Genomic DNA, 25,831 nt, shown 5'->3' with positions numbered 1-25,831 from the left:
GATAGAAAGAAGTTGAGGGTCACGTGATATCGTTTCAACTCACAATCTAAAGAGAGGTGTCGTCAATCGTGTTTCATTATGAACCAATCTGTAAATCAAAACCGTTCCATTATGCAACGTGAGATTTTTTTTGCTGATCGGAAGTGTCATCCGCACAATCAAAGCTGTTGATTAACTTGTAATCCAAGGAATAACGTGATGACTCAATTTTTGATGAATAACAAAGAGCAATTAGTAAATGAAGCGATTGAAGGGGCCGTGTTAACCAGCCCTTGGCAAAACCTAGAACAACTCGATATCGATCCGCACATTCGCATCGTGGTTCGTCGTGATTGGGATAAAAGTCAGGTGGCGATTATTTCTGGTGGTGGTTCTGGTCATGAGCCCGCTCACGTTGGTTTTGTTGGGAAAAACATGCTCACTGCCGCGGTATGTGGCGATGTGTTTGCCTCACCCAGTGTTGATGCAGTGTTTAATGCGATAGTGCAAGTGACCGGTGAAGCGGGTTGTCTGTTGATTGTTAAAAATTACACTGGCGACCGGTTAAACTTTGGTTTAGCGGCGGAAAAAGCCAAGCGTCTCGGTTATCAAGTTGAGATGGTAATGGTTAGTGATGACATTGCTCTACCCGACAATAAGCAGCCTCGTGGTGTGGCTGGCACTTTATTTGTGCACAAAGTTGCCGGTTATATGGCGGAGCAAGGTCAATCACTTTCTGCCGTCACTGAAGCTGCGCAAATGGCGATTCAGCGCACCGCTAGTATTGGCGTGGCCTTATCCAGCTGTCATTTGCCGGGTGAAACGCATAGTGAGCGAGTCGCTCCCGGTCATGCTGAGCTAGGGTTGGGTATCCACGGTGAACCTGGAGTCTCAGTTTTAGCAACGCAAAATAGCCGCGATATTCTGGCGATGATGATTGAAAAGCTGCTTGCCGCTTATCCGTTAACGGGTGATGATAAAGTCGCGGTGCTACTCAATAACTTGGGTGGTGTATCCAATCTTGAAATGAGCCTGTTAACGCGTGATTTGTGCCATTCTTCATTAGCGACCACAATCGAGTACTTAGTCGGCCCTGCACCTCTTATGACGGCGTTAGATATGAAAGGCTTTTCCCTCTCACTACTGCATTTAAATCCGCCGCTGGAAGCGGCATTATTGGCTCCAACTGAGGTCAGCAGTTGGCCAACCCCGTTAGCGGTTAACGAAGTTGCGCGCCGCGTAGTCGAAAAGCAAGCCGATCAACTGCACTATCAAGCCTCCGAGCATGCTGAGCATCAAATGATCGTTAACTGTATTTGCCGTACCTTGATCGATAATGAAGGTGAGCTAAATCGGTTAGATAGCTTAGTCGGCGATGGCGATACCGGTTCCACGTTTGCTGCTGGAGCCCGACAAATCTATCGTGAAAGCCAAGCTAATCAATTGCCTTTCGCGCAAGTCGATAAGTTATTAGGTGTGGTGGGTGAGCGTCTTGCCACCGTGATGGGCGGTTCAAGCGGCGTGTTATTGTCGATTTTCTTTACCGCGGCAGGGCAACAGATGAGCGAAGGGCAACCCCTGGCGAGTGCATTCGTGGCGGGATTAAATAAAATGAAACAATACGGCGGTGCTGAGCTGGGTGATAGAACCATGATCGATGCACTACAACCTGCCCTGGAAGCGTTAGTGGCAGGACAAAGCTTAACAGAAGCGGCGCACGCTGCAGAGCAAGGCTGTGCTTCCACCGCGTTAATGGACAAAGCCAATGCTGGTCGCTCGTCTTATTTAGCCAGCGACAGTTTAAGCGGCGTTAAAGACCCAGGCGCGGTTGCGGTCGAAAGCGTTTTTGCAGCGCTTGCCCGATTGAATCGTTAATTATGTTAAGTCGCAACGCTGCTTAATATAAACCACCGGCCAAGCCGGTGGTTTTGGTTGTGAAGCAAAGAAAATTTCTTTTGCTTCCATGATGTCTTTGATGATGAATGATATCTATGGGGAGTTTTAGTCTTGTTTGATTTTTTCCAGATAGTCACTTTGTAGGATATACATCCGTTTGACATCGCGGTAACTGCCGTTAATGAAAAACTCTTGCACTAAATGACCTTCTTCAATAAAACCGCATTTTCTATATAAGTGAATGGCTTTATCGTTTTCAATAGAGACGTGCAGATAAATTTTGTGCAAATTGAGAATGGTAAAAGAGTAATCCAGCGCCCGATGAATTAAGGTTTGCGCGTAGCCTTTTCCTTGGTGTTCTGGGGTGATGATAATTTGAAACTCGGCACTGCGGTGAATGTAGTTAATTTCGATTAATTCAACTAAACCGATCAACGCTTTCTCTGCATTCTCAACCACAAAGCGTCGTTCAGCGTTGTCATGAATATGTTTATTATACAATTCCTCTAGTTCATCAAAAGATTCGTACGGTTCTTCAAACCAGTAGGACATGATATTGCGGTTATTATTAAGGTTATGGATAAAGCGTAAATCGCCGCGCTCTAAAGCTCTAAGCGCTAATTGATGTTTCATAAAGCCTCATATTATTCTTGTTTTGGAGAGATTACTTTACTGCGGATGGTGTCGTTTGGCGAGTGGTGTCTCAGATTTTGTTTGTTGTATTGATGATCCGTGAATGAAATATCCCCCTGACTATGTTCGTCGAGGGGGAGGCAGTATGCGGGTGCTAATAATATGTTTAGCGAGAAATGACCACGCCTTTCTCTTGATGTAGACGTTGGCAACCACGGCCATCACTATGGAATAAGTGGCAGCGATGCGCAGGTAAACCAATGGTTAAGCTATCCCCGACTTCGATATCTAAGGTATCGGGTTGGCGGTAGATAATATCTGAATCTGAACCTTTTACATTCATATACACTTGGGTTTCATTACCCAGCTTTTCGACAATCATCACCTTACCTTCAATCTGTGCATCGCCATCTTCAGCTTTTAATAAATGCTCAGGTCGAACGCCCAATGACATCCGAGAGCCTTTTTCGACCGTGGTGCCATCGACAGGAATCCAGAAGGTAAATCCATTAGACAGTTTGACTTTAACTTGATCTTTTTCAGCTTCTTCAATCGTTACACTCATAAAGTTCATTTTGGGGGAACCGATGAAACCTGCAACAAAACGATTTTGTGGGTAATGGTATAATTCCAGTGGTTTGCCTATTTGTGAAACAAACCCAGCATCGAGCACGACGATTTTATCTGCCATGGTCATGGCTTCAACTTGGTCATGGGTGACGTAGATCATCGTACAACCCAGTTTGCGTTGTAGTTTGGTAATTTCAGAACGCATCTGAACGCGTAGAGCGGCGTCGAGGTTGGATAACGGTTCGTCAAGTAGAAAAACATTCGGTTGTGAGACTAAGGTCCGGCCAATAGCGACACGCTGACGCTGCCCACCAGACAATGCCTTAGGTTGACGATCTAGTAGGTGGCTAAGTTGTAAAATATCTGCCGCGTGTTTGACACGTTTACTGATCTCTTCTTTGTTGGCCTTGGCCAATTTTAATCCAAAAGACATGTTGTCATGTAAGTTAAGGTGTGGATAAAGTGCATAAGATTGGAATACCATACCAACACCACGTTTAGACGGTTCAACATCATTCATTCGTTGCTCTCCGATATATAGATCACCGGAGGTAATGTCTTCCAGACCAGCAATACAACGTAGCAATGTTGATTTACCGCAGCCTGATGGGCCGACGAATACGACGAATTCGCCTTCTTTAATTTCTAAATCAACATTTTTAGAAACTAATACATCGCCATAAGCTTTACATACATTTTTTAACGTGACATTCGCCATCTAGCTCGTCCTCGATCAAGATTTTTTTATTGATTACTGCCTATCATTATATGAATTATGTCACAGGCAATAACAGTAGGAATTTTTGTTAAGGTGAATCATTTCTCATGGTAATGCACGCGATTCAGCGGCTACGCTGAGTTACCTTTAACGTGTGAGTAAGAAAAGAAAGGGTGATGTCCATAAACAAAAGGTTTATAGAAAGCATCACCCATCAAAGCCAAGAATTAGCTTGCCTCCCCCGACATGAATGAGCGTCTCCCCCGTACAATAATTACCACGAACACTCAATTTATGACAGCAAACCAATTTGGCAATGCAAGCCAGTACCATTTTGAATACTGGAAAGGGTTCTTACCATCCACTCTTGGATGTGCTTAGTTTCTCTAAAGCCAAGGGGAATCACATCCTCCTAAGCATTTTTTTTGCAGGGGGAGTAGTAAAGGAGGAGGGGTGGCGGCTTGAAAAACACTAAGTTAGATCCAGTTCAAATTATTTAATCAGGTAAAGTTGAACTTGATCACAGTCGGTATTTTTTTTGTGATCTACATCGCCAACTGTAGAGGATGTAGATCACGAAAATAGGTCATAATAGCGAGGGCGTAGAAAGGAGGAGGATGAGGTCACACCATTTTTTACCGATGATATATGGCGAAATATGGCATAACCTCGATTCGGTGAGCCCTACAACACAAATAAAAGGATATGAATATGAAAAATGCCCTAAGCACTGTCGCGCTAAGTACTTTGGTTGCGCTTGGCTCATTTGGTGCAAACGCTGCTATTCAAGAAGGACAACTGACAATCTGGATCAATGGTGACAAAGGTTATAATGGTCTTGCTGAAGTAGGTAAAAAATTTGAAGCGGATACAGGCATTAAGGTGACGGTTGCTCACCCTGATGGTCTGCAAGATCGTTTCCCACAAACAGCAGCAACAGGCGATGGTCCAGATATCGTGTTTTGGGCTCATGACCGTTTTGGTGGTTACGCAGAAGCCGGTTTGCTAGCAGAAATTAAACCTTCACAACGTATTCAAGAAGGTATCGTCGATTTTGCATGGGATGCAGTGAAATATAATGGCAAAGTTATTGGTTACCCTGTTGCTGTTGAATCGCTTTCTCTTATTTACAATAAAGATCTTGTACCTAACCCACCAAAAAGTTGGGAAGAAGTGGCTGAACTTGATGCTAAGCTGAAAAAACAGGGTAAATCAGCCATCATGTGGAATCTAAAAGAACCGTACTTCACTTGGCCAATCATGGCTGCTGATGGGGGTTATGCCTTTAAATATACAGGTGGCGGCTATGACATTAAAGATGCCGGAATCGCTAAAAAAGGTGTAAAAGATGCCATGAACTTTGTGAAAGGTTTAGTCGATAAAGGCGTGATTTCAGCTGATATGGACTATTCTGTTTCTGAAGCGGAGTTCAACAAAGGTAACACCGCGATGACGATCAATGGCCCTTGGTCTTGGAATAACATTGAACGTTCAGGCATTAACTATGGTGTGACTACATTGCCTAAATTTAACGGTAAGTCATCTAAACCGTTTGTTGGCGTACTAACGGCTGGTATCAGTACCGCTTCACCAAACCGCGACTTAGCCGTTGAATTCTTAGAGAATTACTTATTGACCAATGAAGGTCTACGCATGGTGGATAATGATAAACCATTAGGCGCTGTAGCTCTAAATTCTTTCCAACGTGAACTCGATTCTGATGCGCGCATTGCTGCGACGATGGATAACGCAATGAACGGCGAAATCATGCCAAATATCCCACAAATGAACGCATTCTGGGGTGCGGCGAAGAGCGCAATCATCAATGTTGTGGATGGCCGTCAAACAGTAGACGCAGCGCTTGCTGATGCTGAAAAACAAATGACTCGCTAAACCTTAAGCGTCATTCATATCGTGTTAATTTTTGAGGAGGGGGTAACCTCTCCTTACTTTCCCAGTTTTTAATTCGCTAGCAGGTTGTCATATGCAGTCAATTCAAGATACAAAGGCGATGCCAGTTTCAGCCAAGACACGACCAGTCAGCAAGGGTGCCTTTATTAAATGGGCCGTTTTAGGCGCAGTAGGTATCGTGAATGGCTACGCAACGATTTTAATGTATTCTCGCGGTGAGCTTGCGTTTGCATTGCTTACCATGCTTCTTACGGTATTAGCTTTATATATTTTTGGCAGTAAGAGAACTTACGCACATCGTTATATTTATCCAGGTGTGGCAGGGATGATTCTATTTATCCTGTTTCCACTCGCTTACACAGTAAACTTAGCGTTTACTAACTACAGCGCCAAAAATCAGCTTTCTTTTGAAAGAGCGCAAACGGTGCTACTGAGCCAAGCTTATCAAAGTGGTGAAAGTTATCCTTTCACATTACATCACACGGATGATGGATATCAGATTGTCATTAAAGATGGTGACACCTTATATACCACAGAGAGTTTTACCTTATCAGGCAATGTTCCTTCAGAGCTCGATCTTGAGCCTGTCGATAAGGTGATAGGTGAGCCTGAGCCGATTAAAACCATCGTTGGATATCGTAGTTTATTATCGACGATTGATCTTCACTTTCCGTCCGGTGCAGATATTCGAATGAGTGGATTACGGCAGTTTGCTGCAGTGGTTCCGTTGTATACCTTACAAGACGATGGAGAAACACTGCTTAATAATAGAACGGGTGAATTGCTTCGTCCTAATATGGATGTCGGCTTTTACCAAGCTATTGATGAGCAAGGCCAATTTGTTGGAAATAATGTTTCTCCAGGGTTTATTGTCTCCATTGGTTCGCACAACTTTGAGCGTGTCTGGAAAGATGATGGTATTAAAGAGCCGTTTATTAGTATTTTCATCTGGACCGTGGTGTTTTCTGTATTATCTGTTGCTTTTACCTTGATCATCGGTTTAATTCTGGCCAGTGTCGTGCAGTGGGAAGCTTTAAAAGGTCGTGCTATTTACCGAGTGCTGCTGATCCTTCCTTATGCGGTTCCAGCCTTTATTTCGATATTGATCTTTAAGGGCTTGTTTAACCAAAGCTTTGGTGAAATCAATATGGTATTACAAGGCTTGTTTGGCCTGAGCCCAGCTTGGTTTTCTGATCCTTTCCTAGCGAAATGTATGGTGCTTATCGTCAATACTTGGCTTGGTTTCCCTTATATGATGATTTTATGTATGGGGTTACTGAAAGCGATTCCTGACGATCTTTATGAAGCGTCAGCCATTGATGGAGCCAACTTTGTACAGAACTTTACCCGTATCACTCTACCGTTAATGATTAAACCATTAACGCCATTATTGATTGCCAGTTTTGCTTTTAACTTTAATAACTTTGTCATGATTCAATTGTTAACTGGTGGTGGTCCAAACATGATTGGTACTTCAGAGCCTGCCGGTTATACCGACTTGTTAGTTAGCTATACATACCGTATTGCGTTTGAAGGTGCAGGTGGTCAGGACTTTGGCTTAGCCAGTGCGATTGCAACGCTCATTTTCTTACTGGTGGGAGCATTAGCATTACTCAACTTACGTTTTACCAAAGTATCTCAGAACTAAATAGGAGCGACGAATATGGCTATGGTTCAAGGAAAATCGCTCAAATATCGCGTTTGGGCTTCACATCTCGCGTTATGGGCATTCTTAGCATTGATTATTTTCCCATTGTTAATGGTCATTGCTATCTCTTTTCGTGAAGGTAACTTTGCGACAGGCAGCCTGATTCCAGAAAGACCATCACTGGAGCATTGGAAACTGGCGTTGGGCATTGCGGTGACGAATGCTGATGGCACCGTCACACCACCGCCATTTCCTGTCTTGACTTGGCTGTGGAACTCAGTAAAAGTGGCTTCGATTTCATCCATTTTTATCGTCTGTTTATCCACGACATCCGCATATGCCTTTGCTCGTATGCGTTTTAAAGGTAAAGACACTATCTTAAAAGCGATGATGATTTTCCAAATGTTCCCAGCAGTACTGGCTTTAGTGGCCATCTATGCACTGTTTGATAAGCTTGGGCAATACATTCCATTTTTAGGGCTAAATACTCACGGTGGTTTGATCTTTGCTTATCTTGGCGGTATTGCTCTGCACGTATGGACAATCAAAGGTTATTTCGAAACGATTGATAATTCGTTAGAAGAAGCCGCAGCACTGGATGGTGCGACACCTTGGCAAGCCTTTAGATTAGTTTTGTTGCCTCTATCAGTGCCTATTTTGGCTGTGGTCTTTATTCTGTCATTTATTATGGTGGTGGGTGAAGTTCCGGTAGCATCATTACTGCTTTCTGATGTAGAATCATACACACTTGCCGTTGGTATGCAGCAATATCTTTACCCGCAAAACTATCTGTGGGGAGACTTTGCCGCCGCAGCCGTGCTGTCAGCATTACCAATCACGGCCGTATTTTTACTTGCACAACGTTGGCTTGTCGGAGGACTTACCGCTGGCGGCGTGAAAGGATAATAAAAATAGGGCGGCCATAAGGTCGCCCATTTGTTCTCTCTTAACACTTTTGGTTTGGCCGCCGATCAGTTAAGAGTGCACAAGCTTCTGGCGTTACGCATAGCTGGCTGTTAGCTCTATTCCTTACTAGTTAAATGACTAACAGTTTTTGTAACCGGAACCTGAGCCATGCTCAGGTTTTTTTATGCTCGTTTGGTCTCTAAGTGTGATGATCGCTTAAGAAATTGAAAACACAGGGAGTAGGATAAAGCTTACGCGCCAAGAGGAAAGTGACGGGTTAGGATAATGCGAGTCAGATCTAATTGATTATGATCAGCGAGCGAAGCTAAAATTCACGATTTGAAGGTGCACATCCGACGTACTGGAGTAAAACATATAAACTCTCTTGCTGTAGTGCAACTCGACGGAAGAGGTCGGCAAACGTATCATCGCCGCCAAAACACGTTTTTATGTAATGATTAATATCATCAGGGTGATAGCCTTCGACATAGAGAGAACGAACCCATTGATATTCCACCGCTTTCGCATTCGTAAGTGTTGATTCACTTAATGTGATTTGTTTGAGCGTTAAGGTCATGCATGTTTTCTCTGACTGATGATGTAGATATTACAGCAAAGAAAAATGAACCTTCCATGACAATAAAAATATGCCGTTTCACTGAGCGGTAGCGGATTATTATTGACCACTCCACCCAGCGTAGCATTGGCCGTCAAACCACTCTATTGCATTACAGTGCCACTTGTATGGTGACCTCATGTTCTTGGGCGAAAGACTCGATCTCTTTTGGTGGCGGTTGATCGGTAATCACCAAATCGATATCAGCGAGAGTGCCGAGTTTAACCATCGCATTGCGACCAAATTTACTATGATCAACACCGAGATAAACACAACGGCTATTCTCAATAATGGCGCGTTTCACTCGGACTTCATGGTAATCAAAGTCAAGCAGAGAGCCATCGTAATCGATACCACTGATCCCCAAAATACCGAAATCGAGACGAAACTGAGAAATAAAATCTAAAGTCGCTTCACCGGTAACGCCACCATCTTTATTGCGCACTTCGCCACCGGCAAGAATAATACTAAAATCAGGCTTATTCATGAGGATGGTTGCAACATTGATATTATTGGTCACAATGCGTAAATGATGGTGTTCTATCATTAATGCTCTCGCGATCGCCTCTGGGGTGGTGCCAATGTCAATAAAGAGGGTGGCACCGTCTGGAATATGTTTGGCTAAAGCGGCGGCGATGGTTTCTTTTTCTGTTTGCAAGGTGACTTGGCGTGTATGATACGACGAATTTTCAGAACTGGTCGCGATCGTAGCGCCACCATGATTACGCCGTAATTTATTGGCATCAGCTAATTCATTAAGATCGCGGCGGATGGTTTGTGGGCTGACATCAAACCGTTCAACCAATTCTTCTGTACTCACAAAACCTTGAGTTTGAACAAGTTCAATAATTTCTTGATGGCGTTGAACCGCTTTCACTAGCATATCCTTATACGTTGAGGTGCTATACCTAAGAAATTTCAATTTTCATCTAAATATATCCTTCCTACTTGAAGCTGTAGGGGTGTTGGCTATGTTCGTTCATCCCAATCACATAGCCTGTCTATGCTGATGGGGATTTACTTACTTGCCGCCTAGCTACAACTCTAAGTTGTTTGGGTATAAATGTTTGAAGTCATTTGAGCGTATAAGTGTACGGTTTACTCAATAAAATTCAATGAATTCATTCGCTCAATGCTCGTTTTATGAAAAACGAACATTGAGCGGTCAGTGAATATCAGAGCGATGGCGCTTTTTCTATCGGTTTTAATGCCATTGTTCGGCGAGTTTTTAATTGCGATAAAATCACCCCACTAATGACCATTAAGCCACCGAACAAGTGGTAATGATGGATTTGTTCTCCAAGCAAGGTGGCGGCTAGTGTAAGAGCGACGACGGGTAATAAATTCATGAACATTGCTGAAGAGTCGGCCCCAATGGCATTGATTGCTTTTATCCACATCCAAGGCGCAAGCAATGAGGCGGCAATGCCGGCATACGCCATGAGAAATAGAGAGCCTTCGGTTGGAAGTAAACGCTCACTGGTTAACCAGAGTGGCGTTAGCATAATCACGGCACATACCCCTTGTAAGTAGATCAGGATCCAACTGTTAAAAGGCATTTTCCAGCGTTTGAGTAATACGCAGTAAAATGCGTAAACGATTGCGGCAAGTACCATTAAGCCATCGCCTTGAGTGATGGGTTGATGAAGGAAAAATAGCATATCGCCTTGTCCAAGCATTAAAGCTAAACCAATAAATGAAATGATACCGCCCGCAATGCTTAATCCAGAAATTGATTTATGCAACAAAGGGACACTAATAAAGACACTCAGCAGCGGAACGAGAGAGGTGATTAACGACATATTAGAGGCCGTCGTTGTTAATCCCGCGTAGTAGCCTAGTGATTGATTGAGTACCATCCCTAGTAGCGCTAAACCGGCAAGTTTGGGTAAATAAGGTTTGATCAGATGGCGCTGTTGATACACCTTGGGTAAACAAAATGGACTTAAAATGAGCACGGCAATAAACCAGCGATAAAAACTCATTGCGCTGGGTTCTATGACGCTCGCGGCCATTTTATTGACAATGGAGTTGCCTCCCCAAATCAGCACCGTAAATAAAGGAAGTAAATAAATCATCGTTTTTATCGCCAGTTAAGTATTGGCGGTAGTGTGACAGGTCTATATAATTATATATATCTTTAAAAAGACACCTTGAGCGATAGGAAGACAAGTTTGATAAAGCCAGCAAGAAACCTTCACCCCTCATTATCAATCGAACACGCACCATCCGATGTATTTATGAACTTTGAAGCCTTTCTTTCTAATACCGAAACACGAGAGCACAGCCATCATTGGGGGCAAGTACAACTCATTTCGGGTGGCATCTTAGAAATGGAAGCGGAAGATACACGTTTTCTCGCACCGCCACATTTAGCAATTTGGGTTCCGGCTGGTATTCGTCATAAAAGTTATAACCGTCGACCATTGGAGTATTGCTCTCTCAATATTGCCACCGATATGACACATGCCTTTCCTAATAAAACCAGCTTAATTAAAGTTACACCGATTGTGTCAGCAATTATTGATGACTTTCGTCAGCGAGAAGTAAGTGTTGCCGATAATGTTAAGGATAAACGTTTGGTGCAAGTGTTATTAGATCAGTTGGCGACTCAAGAAACACAGCACCATTTTTTACCGACCAGTGATCATAAATATTTAGCCCCGATATTGCAGGCGATTGAAGAAAATCCAACCGATGAAACGAACTTATCAGAATGGGCACAGCGGATTCATACCACCGAGCGTACCCTTGCTCGTTATTGTCAAGCCGAATTGGGAATGAGTTTTACCGAGTGGCGATTACGTGTGCGTTACCTTTATTCGATGGAACTACTGCGCCACGGACAGTCAGTCAAAGAGGTGGCATTAACACTAGGCTATAACCAAGCCAGTCCATTTATTGCGATGTTTAAAAAATACTCCGGCCAGACACCGGAGCAATATAAAAATCGTGTATTATCGCTTTGTTGATAGGATTTTAAACGAGTTATTTAACCATCCACTGCACAGCTTCGCCGGCGCGGATTGGGGTGACAATCTCTTTCCCAAATGGCAAAGAGGCCGGCACATCCCACGCTTGTTTAGTGAGTGTGACAGTATCACTATTACGTGGTAACCCATAAAAATCAGGCCCGTTATGGCAAGCAAATGCGACTAAATTTTCCAGCTTTCCTGCCTGTTCAAAGACTTCTGCATAAAGTTCTAAAGCGGCATGTGCGGTGTAAGAGCCTGCGCAACCGCAAGCGGCTTCTTTATTGCCTTTTGCGTGAGGAGCTGAGTCGGTACCTAAGAAAAATTTCTTATTACCGGAGGTGGCGGCGGCAATCAACGCATCTTGGTGAGTGGCACGTTTGAGGATCGGTAAGCAATAAAAATGCGGGCGAATACCCCCAACTAACATGTGGTTACGGTTAAAGAGTAAGTGATGTGCGGTGATGGTCGCTGCGAGATTGTCACCCGCATGTTGGACAAAGTTAACGGCTTCGGCGGTGGTAATGTGTTCTAACACAATCTTTAATTGTGGAAAATCTTGCACGATCGGGGCTAACACGGTTTCTAAAAAGGTTTTTTCTCGGTCAAAGATATCGACATCGTGCGTGGTCACTTCTCCATGGATCAAGAGTAGTAGCCCTTCTTCTTGCATCGCTTGCAAAACCGGGTAAATATTTTTCGGGTCGGTAACACCGGAATCTGAATTGGTGGTTGCACCTGCTGGATAGAGTTTTGCGGCGACAATCGCTCCTGAGGCTTTGGCGTTACGGATTTCGTCAACAGAGGTGTTGTCTGTTAAATAAAGCGTCATTAAGGGTTCAAAATGCGCCTGAGGTTTTGCTGCCATAATCCGCTCACGATAAGCCAGCGCCATTTCTGTGGTGGTGACGGGTGGGACGGTATTAGGCATTATCAAGGCGCGCCCGTTATAACGGCTAATATCGCGTACTGTATCGATTAGAACCTCGCCATCACGTAGATGGACATGCCAATCGTCAGGGCGAGTGATCGTAAGTGTTGTCATAAATTGCTCCCACCATGGATAAGTTGAATGATTGGAGCCTAAACTCAACCGTTTGATATCACGCAAACGCTTCCGTTTAAGCGACCGGATGATAGAGCAAAAGCGGCACAATATCATCTTTTTCTTGAAAGAAAAGTCGGCTGAAAGGGGCTTTGTGAACATTTGAGGACGATTGAATCTTGCTTTATTTGTTTTAGTATAGCCAGTGTAGAGAATAATAATGAATAAGGAATCGTAATGTCGTCAACGCTGCTTGCACAAATTTTGCTCTATCCCGTAAAGTCGATTGGTGGATTGTCTCTTTCCAGTGCTTGGGTTGAAAAACAAGGTTTGATGTTTGATCGTCGCTTTATGTTGGCTTTCTCGGATGGCAGCATGGTGACAGCGAGACAGTACCCCGCCATGGTTAACATTCGCTCGGTATTGACACCGAATGGTCTGATATTTTCAGCTCCCAATAGGCCCTCATTAAAGGTGTGTTACCAGACATTTAAAATGCAACCAGCTCAAGCTCAAGTATGGAAAGACCGTTTTACTGCTTATACCACCACGGATGAAGCCAATGATTGGTTTAGTGATATATTGGGCCGACGCGTTGAGTTGTTGTTCACTGGAGAGCAATCTCATCGCATACGTGAAAAAGTGGGTAGTAATGTCAGTTTTGCTGATGGTTATCCTGTGCTGGTGATTAGCCAAGGCTCATTAGATGAACTGAATCGCCGGAGCGCAGAAACGCACAGTATGGAGCAGTTTCGAACCAATTTAGTCGTTTCTGGAACCGAACCTTTTGCTGAAGATGGTTGGAAGCGTATTCGAATTGGGGAAGTAGAATTTGAAGCGGTAAAACCTTGTGAACGCTGCATTCTAACAACGGTCGATGTGAAGAAAGGCGCGTTTCGGGCATCGAAAGAGCCTTTGCACACATTGGCTCAGTTTCGTGCCAATGAACAGGGTGGAGTGTTTTTCGGTCAAAACTTGATTGCCAAAAATGAAGGCATGATTCATGTTGGCGATGAAATAGAAGTGCTCGAATACAAAAAGAAAGAAATCTATATCGATCACCGATTGACTCGTTATCAAATGACCTGCGTAGAGCGTGAAACAATAGCCAATAATTTTGTTACCTTCTGGTTGGAATCGGATCAGGCCATGCCCGATTATTTACCCGGTCAGCATTTACCGATTGACATCATGTTGGATGGGGAAATGGTTTCTCGCTGTTATACGCTCTCTTCTAGCCCTTCTCGCCCCGGCCGTTTGGCCATTTCAGTTAAAGGTATTGAAGGTGGGCTAGTCTCCAACTGGTTATTGGATAATTTACACCTTGGAGACACACTAGAAACACAATCACCGAATGGGCATTTTTATTTACAGCCTCAGCCGTCGTATCAGCCTCTGTTATTACTTTCAGCTGGCAGCGGGGTGACTCCCATGTTGTCGATGATTCGTTATCTGGCCGATCAAGGCCAATTAAAAGATGTGGTGTTTTATCATCAATGTCGGACAGTGAACGATATTCCTGTACGGGAAGAGTTGGAGCAGTTAAAGCGAACTTACCCAGGCTTCAAAATGATGATTTGTTTAACCCAGCCACCGATAGATTGGTTTGGTTTAAAAGGGCGACTATCCTTATCTCATCTTAAACAAGTGCCTAATCTGATACAGCGTCAGGTTTTTGTCTGTGGCCCAGATGGTTTTATGCAAAAAGCGAAAAATTTATTGCTAAAACAGGGGTTACCAGAAAGTGCCTACCATCAGGAGGTCTTTGGTACCAAGCAGTCGGTGAGTAAATCGTATCAAGCCGTACAAGTTAGTGTTAATGGTCAAACTTTTCAAGGTAATAACCAAAGCAGTTTACTTGAACAGGCCGAAGCAGTAGGGGTTATCATGCCTTATGTTTGCCGAGCTGGGTTTTGTGGAGCATGCAAAGTGACAGTGACGTCTGGCAAGGTCTCTCAGCCAGACGTGTCAGCATTACAAGAAGAAGATCGGCATCAAGGACAAGCGTTGGCCTGTTGCTGCATACCAGAAACGGATATCGACGTGGTCAGCGATTAGGTAGTCAAATAACAGCCTCATTTTGAGGTCATGATCAGCTGAAGCGTCAACGTTCGTCGATGCTTCAGCGAATAGACGGTTACGCCTTATTTTTCACTGGGTTGGCATAGCTATCGAGTAAATAGCGATGCGCACCGTCAGGTAAATGTTGTAATTTATCCGCTAATTGTGCTTGATGTTGTGTTGTTATCCCTTCATGGTCTACTTGTGCGGCAAGATAGTTGATCGGATAAAGACGATAGTGATGGTGAATTTGTCGATCAATTTCAGCCGCTAATGATTCTGGTGTGTTGAAGGGCTCACTAATCACATCACCAAAAGCGACATGCACTCGCCCTTTATCGCCGACAATGCCTCGAATAATGCTCTCTATATCTTCAAACTCTCCCTTTTGATATTGACCGAGGGTCGCTTTTTCATATAACTCACGCGCTTTTGCTATATCACACGGGTCATTTTCATAAGAAATGGACACTGGTACAATTTTTAACGATTGAATATAGTCGGCAAACTCAATTTTTTGTTTACGTCCCTCAACGTGAAACATTTTTAAAATGGCAGGGTCTGTAAAGTCGTTACCATCTTTTGCGCGTCCCTCTTTTTGAGCAATCCAGATCGAGTTGCCCGTATCGAGAGAATATTTGATGTAAGCTGATAAGGTACTGAGTGCCTTCATCATTTCTCGTGGACCTTTCGCGGAACGTTTGACAATAAAACTTTTGTTCAGCCGCATTAATTCGGTCGCACAGGGTTTTTTGAGTAAATTATCGCCAATGGCAATGCGTACCGTTCGGTGACCATATTGATGCAGACCATAATTGACCAGTGCGGGATCCATCGCAATATCACGGTGGTTAGAGATAAACAAATACGAGGTGTTCTTGTCTAGCTTATCTAACCCACTGTAGGTGACTCCTTGAGTCGTGTGCGCTAATGTCTGATCAAGATACTTTTTCACTTCCAGTTGAATCGCTTCCACGGAGGTAAGCTTGGCCCACTTCAATTTAAGATAAATTTTTACGAGTGGCCCTATTAGAGGTTTGAGCCAGGCAGGTTGGCGCGCAAAGCGGTGTTGCAAAATCGCGGCAATAAACTCTTCGTCATTGATCAAACGGTCAATGGCGGCAGGAATTTCCTCGTCATTATAAGGACGAATATCGAAATATGGATCGTTGGTTGAAGTCATAGTTTTGTACATCAAATAATAAATCGGGCTTATTCTACGCATACTAGTAAACTGTCGCAGCTACTGTTCGCACAGAATTTATAAGGTCAGACCAGAATCGGGCTGGTAAGGTTCAGTTCAGTTGGCTTTTTTATCGAGAAGCGTTACTCTTAGCGCCCTCTAATGAGATGAGGCAAACCATGAACTACGCTATTCAGTCAGAAACTTGCACGTTCCCTTATTTGCAAGTGACGGCGCGAAAACGTGCGATTAAACATAGCTTGATACAGGTTAATCAAGGGTTAGTACTCTTTAAGCTGGGTAAGCAAGAATACGCGATTGAAGCCCATCAAGCACTTTGGATTCCTTTAGATTGCTTGTCGGCGCTGACGTTCTTCCCTAACACGCAAATCACTAAGGTTGATTTTTCTGTCCGGTTACCCGATAGCTTCCCTCGTCAAGCGGGAGTGATCAGACATAGTGACCTCAGCTTGGCGGTGATTCATCGCCTGCGAGAAAATTCAAGCACAGATGCAGTGTACCCTCATTTACATCAGGTCTTGAAATATGAAGTGCAGAACTTTGAACCCAAACTAAAAATGAGCGCTTTAAGCCAAGCGTTGAGTTTGTGGTGTCCGATGCAATCGGGTCACGTAAGTAAAGAGCAGCATGTGGTGTTATTGGTGCGAGAAGCGCTAAAGCGTCGTCTTTCTGGTGTGAAGGAAAAAGAGATTGTTGATCAGTTGTTCAGTGGCCAGTTGGATCAATATTATCAGTTATGTCAGCTTACTCTTGGTGGCCCTTTAGGGTAATTCTCTCATAGAAAAACTACCTCGCGACCACGCCGCCTAACGTTAAGTTGGTCGGCCATTGTTGGATTTGATTGCCACCTAAAAAAATATTGCCATTGACGGTCATCGTCTCTGGAAAACGAGTAATCTTAGACCCGCCAATATACAGATCACCCTGTACGATTAGCCCATTTGGTAATGCTTCTAACGGGGTTCGTACCACGCTTAAGTCTCCTTTGACGGTCAGCCTTGGCGGTAAACGTACTAATGGTGTATCGGTGAGGTTTAAGTAACCGCCAACGTTTACTCCTGCTGGCCACTGAGTGATTTGTGTACCGAGTAAATTAGCATATCCCCGAATAAAAGTGCCTTTAGGAATACGTGCCAGTTGGCTATTCGATGCCTCTAAACTACCTTGAATCGTCAACCCTGATGAGAGCGTTCGGATCGCGGTTTGAGCAATATTTAGATTGCCTTTCAGCGTTAAACCTTCTGGAAGTTGAGTATAGGGTTTATTACGTAAATTCAAATTGCCATAGTTATCTAAATGGTTCAGGATTTGGTATTGATCAAGAGGGGCCGCGACCAAAGAAAAAGAGCAGAGTAAGCTTAGTATGTACATTAACCAGCGTGGCATGATCTGTTCTCTCAGTATCCGTTGGGGCCGTGTATGCCCGTCATTGTATTACTCATTTAATGGGGCGTCTTAAGGGAAAAAGTGAGCGTGGGTGCGCTCACTTTCTGATACGGTTTAGCGTGCTAGAGAGCGAGATTTAAGTTCAAAGATCAGTTTTTCTGCGCTGACTTCAAATTTAAACCGAGCATGCAACTCTTTTGCGTCATCAGCCATAGGTAGCACTTGGTGCTCAACATGGCTGCACACTTCCTTAGCTAACTGAATATATTTATCTAATTCCTGTTGCAGAAGTGTTGGGTTATCTGCAATAACAGTGACTTCGGCAACTTCATCACCTTCTTTAATGATAAAGCCCATTTCTCCCGCTACACCACATGCTTCACAGACTTCATTTTCTACGTAGCATCGATCACTCATCTCTTTATCCTCTTTCAAAATATAAGGTTATTTTACCTCTCTTGAACCGAGGATGCCAACTCAATCACCTTACTAAGCCATGAGCTGAAATTAAGCCTAGCGTTAACGGCTAGCTATTTGGTGAGTGAAATAGAGAAGGGTTGTGACTCATATCTAAGAATTTTCACACAATGTGCCAGTATTTTGTCAGAATGACAGGTGTTTCATTGTCTTGCTCAAGGGATTATAAGATGATTCTTTTGATACCTAAAATTATTGCGAATGATGAGTTACCGCCGGTTGAAAGAGATACTAATACTGTTATAGAAGAGTCTAAATCATGCCAAAACGTAGTAAAGAAGACACAGAGATCACTATCCAGATAATTATGGACGCTGTCATCGATCAATTATTAAGATTGGGGTATGACAAAATGTCTTATACAACATTGAGCCAGCAAACCGGCGTCTCTAGGACGGGAATTAGTCATCATTTTCCTAAAAAAACGGATTTCGCATTAGCGCTTGATGGGCCTATTTTTAACTTATTGCTACAAGATTTAGAATTCGAACAAGGAAGCGAGGCTTTTACTCATAGTTGGTTACGCGCCTTACAAGAAAATGAGCGGTTTTTATCCATTCTTCGTTTGATTTTTCACCATGTGGTGGCGGCAGAGCGTGCTGAAACCTTTTCGCAATTAGCGATTGAACGTCTTTATAAGCTCGTGCAAGAGAAATTCGGGGCTGGAAGTGAGCAACAAGTTGAGTGGTTGCTGGGTAAATCGTTAGTGGTGATGAGTCAATAAACCACAGATAAATCAAGTCTGCTCGGATGCTTCGCTTTTGGGCTCGAATGGGGGCGATAGTGGTTTGCATCGCTCTTTTAGTGCACTAAATGTGCGATTGAAATCATTTTTAACAGTACAGCATTTATAAATATTAAGCAGTTAGGCATTATGAACTTTTCTTTTCAAGGATGAGTGATGATATGCCTAGCGATTTGAGTGCATCTAGAGTGACGATCGGTGTTGTGATGCCGATGCTTAGTGGCTTCTATATGGGAGAAATTAGTGCCACATTCCGTCAATTGGCGGAACAACAAGGCGTCAATCTTATTATTATTCGTTCTGGCGATAGCCGTGATTTTTCACTGCCCATTGCATTACATCAAATCGATGCGTTGGTGGTCGTATTGCATGCGGCAGCAAACACGTATGTGGAAGCCGCCACTCGGATGGGTATTCCGGTTATCTCCATGGGGGCAAGCTATGCTCCTTTGCCTGTTGAACAGTTTTCCAGTTTACAAAGTAGTGGCGTTGAGCAGCTATATCAGTGGCTGGTTTCATTAGGCCATCAACACATTGGTTTTTGTGGTGATCTTTCTGTTACGGATATCCGCTCTCGATTTAATGCTTTTAAACAGTGTGTGAAGCGTTATCACCATCGAACCTTTGATACCTCTCAATTATTTAGTGTTGAAAATTGTCAGTTAGCGGGAGGGCGACAAGCGGCGGAAGAGTGGTTAACGCTGTCGGTGAACCGTTGTTCGGCGGTTATTTGCGCTACTGATCAAAATGCGCTGGGCATGATTGAACAACTGAAACGGCATAATATTGATATCCCTGATGATCTTGCCATTGTTGGGATTGATAATATTTTCTCAGGTGGTCGAATTACGCCCTCGCTAACCACGGTTGATCAACAGTTAGAAGTGTTGACGCGTACCGTTTTCCAGCGAGCGTTAGATCGTATCGCTGGAGTCGATCTACGGCGAGAAGTGTTTCATATTGAGCAAAGCTTAGTGATTCGTCAGTCGTGTGGTTCGATATCGCTTGATCAACCGTTAGATCTTGATCCAACATCGATTCGATATGCTTTGCTGTATGAGGCGTTACATTCTCCTTCTGAGCTGTTTGATAACCTTTATTCTTTAGCTAAAGAGGGGTTTCAGTCTATTCTTGATGCCCAAACACTCTATCAGTGCCAATTAAAGAGAGCAGAGCTGCACCGTTACGAACAATATCGATTAATCTCCCAACGCAGTTTAATGAGTAGTCATGAGGTGATGTCTCAAAATGAGATCCTGCAAGATGTGCGAAACCTACCGCAATTAGAGACTTCAGAAGCCTGTGTCATTACTGTCCTTCCGGTTAATCGAGGAGAACAGGGAAATTGGGATGTTGTCACTGTGGTTGAAAAGCAAAATGGTGAGCCAAGCATTGCTCAATCCGCTATGTTTTATAACTATTTAGATATTTTATCACTGTTTATTGAACGTGATGCATTGATTGAAACCAGCCAACAACGGCATAAAAAGTCACAGCAATTATTGCAGCAGCTGAAAGTGGTCTCTAGTAGTTCAAATGATGGTATTTGGGAGTGGGATCTGCTTGAACAAAGGCTCTACTGGAATGGTCGCTTGAGTGTCATGTTGCGTTTTACTCAGTCTAATCAATCCGGTGTGATTGACCCTCAGTTATTTCTGAACCGTATTCATCCTGAAGATATGGTGGCATTTGAACAAATGATTCAAGAACACCTGACCACTATGACGCCATTCAAAATGACACTCCGCTTATCCCGTGATGATGGACACTATATTTGGGTACAGATGAATGGATCGGCGATTCGCAACCATCTTGGTCAGCCAGTTCGAATTGTCGGATCGATGATTGATATTACAGAGCAACAGGAATCAGCCGATAAAATTCATCAAATGGCTTATTACGATGGGCTGACAGGAATTGCTAATCGTCGTAAGGTCATGGAAGTCATCGAACAGCATATCAAACGGCATCCTGGGCAACCTCGAGCGGTGATGATGATGGATCTGAATCGTTTTAAAATGGTTAATGACACATTCGGTCATCAAGTCGGCGATGCGTTACTTTGCCATGTCGCTGAAGCGTTGACAAAATCATTACGCTCTCAGGATCTTATTGGTCGTTTTGGTGGTGATGAATTTGTCTTTTTCTGTGATGTTGTCAACACACATCAAGCCTCTGAGCTGGCGTTACGTTTATTGCGTGCGGTAGAAAAACCGATGTGCTACCAACATATTGAATTGGTCAGTCAAGCCAGTATTGGAGTTGCATTTTATCCAAGCCAAGGATTGAATGCTGATGAACTAATTAAAAATGCCGATATCGCCATGTATCGTGCGAAACAAATGGGTGGCGGCAAGGTGATGCATTATGAGAAAAAAATGCATCAATCTTTTGAAAGTCATTTACAAACCGAACATTTACTTAGTCAAGCGATTGAGCAAGGTGAAATACACGTTCATTACCAGCCGTTATATGATAATCGCAGTAAACAGATCTGTTCTGTCGAAGCTCTGGCAAGATGGTCGTCACCCACCTTAGGTGTGGTTCCGCCGAACCAATTTATCGCGGTCGCAGAGAACAGTTTCTTAATGATGAAACTGGGAGACTGTATTATGGATCGTGTGTGTCAAGATGTTGCTTCATCATCATGGTTACGCAGTTTAGACCATATTTCGGTCAATATTAGTGCGCGTCAGTTAGTGCATAGTCACTTTACCCGTCACTTATTAGAAAAAATTAAAGCTTATCGACTTTCCCCTGCGCTCTTTTGTTTAGAAATCACAGAAACGGCTGCAATTTCAGATAAAGAAAGGAGCTATCGAACATTAAGAGAACTACAAAGCGCCGGCTTTAGTTTATCATTGGATGATTTTGGGACGGGTTTTTCTTCGTTATCTCTCTTGAAAGGGCTACCGATTAAAGAGGTGAAAATTGATCGATCTTTCATTAATGATATCAGTGAAAAACCATCAAACTTAGCGTTTATACAAGGGCTGGTGAGTATGGTACAAAGCCTTGGTTTTCGTGTGGTTGCCGAAGGGGTGGAAACCTTGCCTCAAATGGAAGTATTAAGCCAATTGGATATTGATATTATTCAAGGTTTTTATTTTTCTCAACCGAAAAGTTTGGCGGAATTAGAAGTGGCCGCGAGAGAAGAGTGCGTTTCAGAACGGTAAGTGGAGAGAGCGCTGCACTTACCGTTGATCCGATTGATTTATCCCCTAAGGTTTGTTTATCTTTCGAACAAATTTAACCGCAAAAGATAAACAGACCCTAGTATATTAACGAGTTTTAAGCCATGTTTTAGACTCAACTGGCTGAGGTTTGACAAGGCTCATAATAATAAAACTCAGTAGGCCGAGCAGTAATGTGGGCACTATCGGATGAATGCCCGCAAGATCCGGTTTAAACCACATAAGGCTAAGGTAAGTGGTCAATCCAACAACCATAGAGCTTAATGCACCAATTGGTGAGGCTTTTTGCCAATAGAGCCCCAAAACTAATGGCCACAAGAAGACCGCTTGTAACCCGCCTAAGGCAATGAGGTTTAACCAGACGATCATTTCAGGTGGATTGGTCGCAGCAACAAAGACTAACAGGGCAAAAATCGTTGTGATCCATAACGATAAACGGTTAAATTTTCGTTCAGCATTAGGTTCATTCACTAACTGAGGGTTAATGTAATTGATGTATAAGTCTTTGAGTAAGGTGGCAGAGGACTGAATTAATTGGGAATCAATCGTTGACATAATCGCCGCCATCGGCCCCGCCAAAAAGATACCAGCCACAAAAGGAGGCAATACGGTCACCATCAGTGTTGGCATAATTTGATCTGGGCTTGCCAATTCAGGGATGAGGGCTCGTCCCAGTGCTCCGGTGATATGAGTCCCAAACATCAGCAGAGCAATCATAATGGTGCTAATTACCATTCCCTTATGTAAAGAAGCACTGTCTTTATAAGACATACAACGAACAGCGGCATGAGGAAGGCCAATAACGCCAAAACAGACCAACACCCAAAAGCTGAGCATAAACGGTTGGCTAAGAAAGTGGTCTGGGCCATAGGGCGTGACTAATGCTGGGTCAATACGATGCAGTTCGGTGACTAGGTCTCCCAAGCTCCCGCCAGCATGAATGACGCCAGCCAGCAAGATAATCGTGCCAATTAGCATCATGATGCCTTGGATGGTATCGGTTAATACCACGGCCCGAAAACCACCAATGGTGGTATACAGCCCTACAGTAGCAGCAAAAATGAATAATCCATGCTGATATGAGAGCCCCGTAACCGTTTGTAATAAGCGCGCCCCTCCAACGAATTGAACCACCATGGTGCCAAAGAAAGCTAGCAATAAGGCCAGTGAGGCAAGAATGACGACGGGTCGGCTTTTAAATCGCGCATATAGCATATCATTGAGTGTGACGGCATTATGTCGACGAGCTTCTATGGCAAACTTTTTTCCCAATACACCGAGTGTTAGCCATGTTGCGGGCAACTGAATCATTGCCAGTAATACCCAGCCTAACCCCATTTTATAAGCCGCACCGGGCCCACCAATAAAGCTGCTGGCACTTGCATAGGTAGCAGCTAATGTCATGGCTAAAACAAACCCGCCCATACTACGACTACCTAGAAAATATTCATTAAGAAAATTACCGTTAGCCTGATGACGGCGGGTAAAAAAAGCAATAGCAAATACCCCGATAAGGTAGACCACTAAAGGGATGATCAATACGTTATTCATGGGTATCACGCGCCATCGGGTCGAGTGGAATATCACGGTAAAAGATCTTGACCATGGCAGCACATAAAACCGTAAACAGAATCGGGCCGATAATACAAGAGAGTAAAAACCAAAGCGGTAGCCCCCAGTAAAGCGTTGGCATCGTTGTGTCTTGTTGAGGAGCAGAAAATCCATAAGCAGAGACATACCACCAGAGCAAGTAACAAAGTGCTAAGACAATGGCTGTGAGTGCCTCTCGATGAGCTTGTTGCGTGATACGAGCTTGTGGAGTCATCAATCTCTCCCTGTGTGTAGATATTTTCGGGGAGAGGTATGGTATACAAATGTGCTGCAGGGCACAAAATATTACGTCAATAAATCAGTAAAAGGGTCGTAATTTAAAGCGAATTGGTTGAAAAATGAGCGGATTTAGAGCGGAGGTTAGATGGGGAGCAAAAGCAAGCCAAATCGTGATAGACGCCTTTCAGTATGCTGAATAAAGGATAAACACACTAAAAGGCAGTAAACCATACGTGATTGAGTTACGCACCGTACTGCTTATCGAATTCTCGTTGCTCTAAAATATCTTCAATTCTTTTACGTGTCTGGTGCTGCGTTAAGGGTATTTTTTCACTACTGGTATTTTGTGCTGGTGGATTTTTTACTTTTTTCGGGATTTTAGCCATAAGTCATCATCAATTAAAATTAAACATCATTTATTAGTACACTAATACGATATAAATGCTAGTCAAATAGCGTGTTTATTAGCAGCATCCCACATAATGTGTAAAGCAAAATGTCGTATGACCTCCAATTAAGGCGGTTGAAAGTTTCGGTGTCACTGGATGGGAATTTGTTTGACGGATCAAAAAGAAGGATAGCGCGGAACCAATGAAGGGTTAAACAAGCAGAGACAAAGAAATAGCGCGATAAATTATCGCGCTATTCATGATTCTATTTACAGAACCACAACTTGTTCTGCTTGAGGGCCTTTTTTGCCCTGCTCTACGCTGAAGCTTACTTTTTGGCCTTCAGCAAGAGTTTTGAAACCGTCTGAAACGATAGAATTGAAGTGTACAAACACATCGCTTCCGCCGTTATCTGGAGTTAGAAAGCCGAAACCTTTAGTTTCGTTGAACCATTTTACTGAACCTGTCACTTTAGCTGACATAGTTACCTCTATATTTTAATGACACTAAACAATAAGTGGCCGATAGATAAGCTATTAAACGGTAGATGAAGGTAAACTTGCACAGGCACTAAACGAAAAGGTTCGATGGTTTTCTGAGAAAAAACTTACACTTAATATCGCATTAACAGCTCTTCTTAAGAGCCGAGATTCACTATACACGGAGTGGAACAAATAGCTACACTTATTTCTTGTAGAGACGGTTTTTAGCAACCAAGTTCTCATATTCGACAAGACTTTTCATCAAAAGGAAATCAGCATGGCTAACGAGTATGTACCCCCAAAAGTGTGGACGATAGACCAGGATAATGGTGGTCAATGGGCCAGTATTAATCGCCCAGATTCAGGCGCTCGATTTGAGCAAGTGTTACCTAGAGGAGAGCATCCCATTCAGCTCTATTCGATGGGAACACCAAATGGGCAAAAAGTAACGATCATGCTAGAGGAGTTACTTGCTTTAGACGTAGCTGATGCTGAATATGATGCTTTTTTGATCAAAATTGGAGAGGGTGATCAATTTGGTTCGGGGTTTGTGGAGATTAACCCCAATTCCAAAATTCCTGCGCTGGTCGATCAATCTACACCTGAGCCGATACGCGTGTTTGAATCAGGAAATATTTTACTTTATCTCGCTGAAAAATTTGGTTATTTTCTGCCAAAGGCTTGGGTCGCGAAAACGGAAGTGATGAATTGGCTATTTTGGTTACAAGGTAGTGCGCCTTACCTTGGGGGTGGGTTTGGTCATTTTTATGCGTATGCACCAGAAAAATTTGAGTATCCGATTAATCGTTTTGCAATGGAAGTAAAACGCCAGTTGGATGTATTGGATAAGCAATTGGCCAGACATCGTTACATTGCTGGTGACGAATATACCATTGCTGATATCGCCATTTGGCCTTGGTACGGCAACCTAGTGTTGGGCCACGCCTATGATGCCGCTGAGTTTCTCGACGTACAAAGCTATCAACACGTGCAACGTTGGGCGAATCAGATGGCAAAACGTCACGCAGTACAACGAGGTCGTATCGTAAACCGTGCTTGGGGTGAGCGTTGGGAGCAGCTACCAGAGCGCCATTGTGCGGCGGATATTGATAGGGTGTTGGCCCATCAAAAAACACTCGATGTTTAACAAAGTCATCAAGGCTCTCGGG

23 protein-coding genes are annotated in these 25,831 nt (G+C 43.5%); 10 read left to right on the top strand and 13 right to left on the bottom strand.

Going from position 1 to position 25,831, the window contains the following annotated elements:
- Nucleotides 1–198: 198 nt before the first annotated feature.
- On the top strand, nucleotides 199–1,854 hold the full coding sequence (locus FKN05_RS08390) for a dihydroxyacetone kinase subunit DhaK (protein WP_170887282.1): 1,656 nt from the start codon (nucleotides 199–201) through the stop codon (nucleotides 1,852–1,854).
- Between the two features lie 126 nt (nucleotides 1,855–1,980).
- Here the strand turns inward: FKN05_RS08390 and speG are convergent, their stop codons facing one another.
- The gene (speG, locus tag FKN05_RS08385; protein ID WP_099610895.1) at nucleotides 1,981–2,508 is read right to left on the bottom strand and encodes a spermidine N1-acetyltransferase; all 528 of its coding nucleotides are present in this window, start codon (nucleotides 2,506–2,508) and stop codon (nucleotides 1,981–1,983) included.
- A gap of 166 nt (nucleotides 2,509–2,674) precedes the next feature.
- A complete protein-coding gene (gene malK / locus FKN05_RS08380) occupies nucleotides 2,675–3,796 on the bottom strand; it encodes a maltose/maltodextrin ABC transporter ATP-binding protein MalK (protein WP_099610894.1) in 1,122 nt (373 codons plus the stop codon).
- Nucleotides 3,797–4,507: 711 nt separating this feature from the next.
- Here malK and malE point away from each other — a divergent pair.
- From malE to malG, 3 genes are all read left to right on the top strand, one after another.
- On the top strand, nucleotides 4,508–5,689 hold the full coding sequence (gene malE, locus FKN05_RS08375; RefSeq protein WP_099610892.1) for a maltose/maltodextrin ABC transporter substrate-binding protein MalE: 1,182 nt from the start codon (nucleotides 4,508–4,510) through the stop codon (nucleotides 5,687–5,689).
- Between the two features lie 91 nt (nucleotides 5,690–5,780).
- Entirely contained in the window at nucleotides 5,781–7,355 is a 1,575-nt protein-coding gene (gene malF / locus FKN05_RS08370) for a maltose ABC transporter permease MalF (protein WP_170887281.1), read from the top strand.
- A 15-nt stretch (nucleotides 7,356–7,370) separates the two neighbouring features.
- Nucleotides 7,371–8,261, top strand: coding sequence for a maltose ABC transporter permease MalG (gene malG / locus FKN05_RS08365; RefSeq protein WP_161428242.1), 891 nt, complete (start codon nucleotides 7,371–7,373; stop codon nucleotides 8,259–8,261).
- Between the two features lie 325 nt (nucleotides 8,262–8,586).
- Here malG and FKN05_RS08360 read toward each other — a convergent pair whose 3' ends face one another.
- The 3 genes from FKN05_RS08360 to FKN05_RS08350 form a co-directional block, all read right to left on the bottom strand.
- Nucleotides 8,587–8,838 (bottom strand): hypothetical protein, encoded by a 252-nt coding sequence (locus FKN05_RS08360; RefSeq protein ID WP_170887280.1) that lies wholly within the window; start codon nucleotides 8,836–8,838, stop codon nucleotides 8,587–8,589.
- Nucleotides 8,839–8,989: 151 nt separating this feature from the next.
- Nucleotides 8,990–9,754, bottom strand: a complete 765-nt coding sequence (locus FKN05_RS08355) for a DeoR/GlpR family transcriptional regulator (RefSeq protein WP_099610888.1) — start codon at nucleotides 9,752–9,754, stop codon at nucleotides 8,990–8,992.
- 298 nt (nucleotides 9,755–10,052) lie between these two features.
- Nucleotides 10,053–10,955 (bottom strand): DMT family transporter, encoded by a 903-nt coding sequence (locus FKN05_RS08350; protein WP_161428240.1) that lies wholly within the window; start codon nucleotides 10,953–10,955, stop codon nucleotides 10,053–10,055.
- 96 nt (nucleotides 10,956–11,051) lie between these two features.
- Between FKN05_RS08350 and FKN05_RS08345 the strand changes: the two genes are divergently transcribed.
- Nucleotides 11,052–11,849 carry an AraC family transcriptional regulator gene (locus tag FKN05_RS08345; protein ID WP_170887279.1) on the top strand — a complete coding sequence of 266 codons (798 nt, stop codon included), beginning with the start codon at nucleotides 11,052–11,054 and terminating at the stop codon, nucleotides 11,847–11,849.
- 16 nt (nucleotides 11,850–11,865) lie between these two features.
- Here FKN05_RS08345 and pyrC read toward each other — a convergent pair whose 3' ends face one another.
- A complete protein-coding gene (pyrC, locus tag FKN05_RS08340) occupies nucleotides 11,866–12,894 on the bottom strand; it encodes a dihydroorotase (RefSeq protein ID WP_099610885.1) in 1,029 nt (342 codons plus the stop codon).
- A gap of 237 nt (nucleotides 12,895–13,131) precedes the next feature.
- Between pyrC and FKN05_RS08335 the strand changes: the two genes are divergently transcribed.
- Nucleotides 13,132–14,952: a hybrid-cluster NAD(P)-dependent oxidoreductase gene (locus FKN05_RS08335; RefSeq protein ID WP_170887278.1), complete on the top strand. Its 1,821-nt coding sequence runs from the start codon at nucleotides 13,132–13,134 to the stop codon at nucleotides 14,950–14,952.
- Nucleotides 14,953–15,031: 79 nt separating this feature from the next.
- On the opposite strand, the gene FKN05_RS08330 is transcribed toward FKN05_RS08335, so the two are convergent.
- Complete coding sequence (locus tag FKN05_RS08330) at nucleotides 15,032–16,138, bottom strand: 1-acyl-sn-glycerol-3-phosphate acyltransferase (protein WP_170887277.1); 1,107 nt, start codon at nucleotides 16,136–16,138, stop codon at nucleotides 15,032–15,034.
- Nucleotides 16,139–16,317: 179 nt separating this feature from the next.
- Here FKN05_RS08330 and FKN05_RS08325 point away from each other — a divergent pair, with 179 nt between their 5' ends.
- Nucleotides 16,318–16,929, top strand: coding sequence for an AraC family transcriptional regulator (locus FKN05_RS08325; RefSeq protein ID WP_099610882.1), 612 nt, complete (start codon nucleotides 16,318–16,320; stop codon nucleotides 16,927–16,929).
- Between the two features lie 16 nt (nucleotides 16,930–16,945).
- Here FKN05_RS08325 and FKN05_RS08320 read toward each other — a convergent pair whose 3' ends face one another.
- Both FKN05_RS08320 and FKN05_RS08315 read right to left on the bottom strand, forming a co-directional pair.
- Nucleotides 16,946–17,545 carry a hypothetical protein gene (locus FKN05_RS08320; RefSeq protein WP_099610881.1) on the bottom strand — a complete coding sequence of 200 codons (600 nt, stop codon included), beginning with the start codon at nucleotides 17,543–17,545 and terminating at the stop codon, nucleotides 16,946–16,948.
- A 114-nt stretch (nucleotides 17,546–17,659) separates the two neighbouring features.
- On the bottom strand, nucleotides 17,660–17,962 hold the full coding sequence (locus tag FKN05_RS08315; protein WP_099610880.1) for a YfcZ/YiiS family protein: 303 nt from the start codon (nucleotides 17,960–17,962) through the stop codon (nucleotides 17,660–17,662).
- A gap of 319 nt (nucleotides 17,963–18,281) precedes the next feature.
- Here FKN05_RS08315 and FKN05_RS08310 point away from each other — a divergent pair, with 319 nt between their 5' ends.
- Together FKN05_RS08310 and FKN05_RS08305 are read left to right on the top strand one after the other, a co-directional pair.
- A complete protein-coding gene (locus FKN05_RS08310) occupies nucleotides 18,282–18,746 on the top strand; it encodes a TetR family transcriptional regulator (RefSeq protein WP_170887276.1) in 465 nt (154 codons plus the stop codon).
- Between the two features lie 182 nt (nucleotides 18,747–18,928).
- A complete protein-coding gene (locus FKN05_RS08305) occupies nucleotides 18,929–21,943 on the top strand; it encodes an EAL domain-containing protein (protein ID WP_272870136.1) in 3,015 nt (1,004 codons plus the stop codon).
- Nucleotides 21,944–22,048: 105 nt separating this feature from the next.
- Here FKN05_RS08305 and panF read toward each other — a convergent pair whose 3' ends face one another.
- The 4 genes from panF to cspE form a co-directional block, all read right to left on the bottom strand.
- Complete coding sequence (gene panF / locus FKN05_RS08300) at nucleotides 22,049–23,512, bottom strand: sodium/pantothenate symporter (protein ID WP_170887275.1); 1,464 nt, start codon at nucleotides 23,510–23,512, stop codon at nucleotides 22,049–22,051.
- Complete coding sequence (locus FKN05_RS08295) at nucleotides 23,505–23,786, bottom strand: YhdT family protein (RefSeq protein ID WP_099610878.1); 282 nt, start codon at nucleotides 23,784–23,786, stop codon at nucleotides 23,505–23,507. Before FKN05_RS08295 ends, panF begins: the two co-directional genes overlap by 8 nt.
- A 247-nt stretch (nucleotides 23,787–24,033) precedes the next feature.
- Nucleotides 24,034–24,177 (bottom strand): hypothetical protein, encoded by a 144-nt coding sequence (locus FKN05_RS08290; RefSeq protein ID WP_170887274.1) that lies wholly within the window; start codon nucleotides 24,175–24,177, stop codon nucleotides 24,034–24,036.
- Between the two features lie 272 nt (nucleotides 24,178–24,449).
- On the bottom strand, nucleotides 24,450–24,662 hold the full coding sequence (cspE, locus tag FKN05_RS08285; protein ID WP_078925922.1) for a transcription antiterminator/RNA stability regulator CspE: 213 nt from the start codon (nucleotides 24,660–24,662) through the stop codon (nucleotides 24,450–24,452).
- A gap of 277 nt (nucleotides 24,663–24,939) precedes the next feature.
- On the opposite strand from cspE, the gene yghU reads away from it, so the two are divergent.
- Nucleotides 24,940–25,809 (top strand): glutathione-dependent disulfide-bond oxidoreductase, encoded by an 870-nt coding sequence (gene yghU / locus FKN05_RS08280; protein ID WP_099610877.1) that lies wholly within the window; start codon nucleotides 24,940–24,942, stop codon nucleotides 25,807–25,809.
- Nucleotides 25,810–25,831 lie beyond the last annotated feature (22 nt).

It is taken from the genome of Vibrio sp. 1-1(7) (assembly GCF_013048485.1).
GTDB classification, from domain to species: Bacteria; Pseudomonadota; Gammaproteobacteria; order Enterobacterales; family Vibrionaceae; genus Vibrio; species Vibrio fujianensis.
This window is presented reverse-complemented; position numbering and strand designations above follow the sequence as displayed.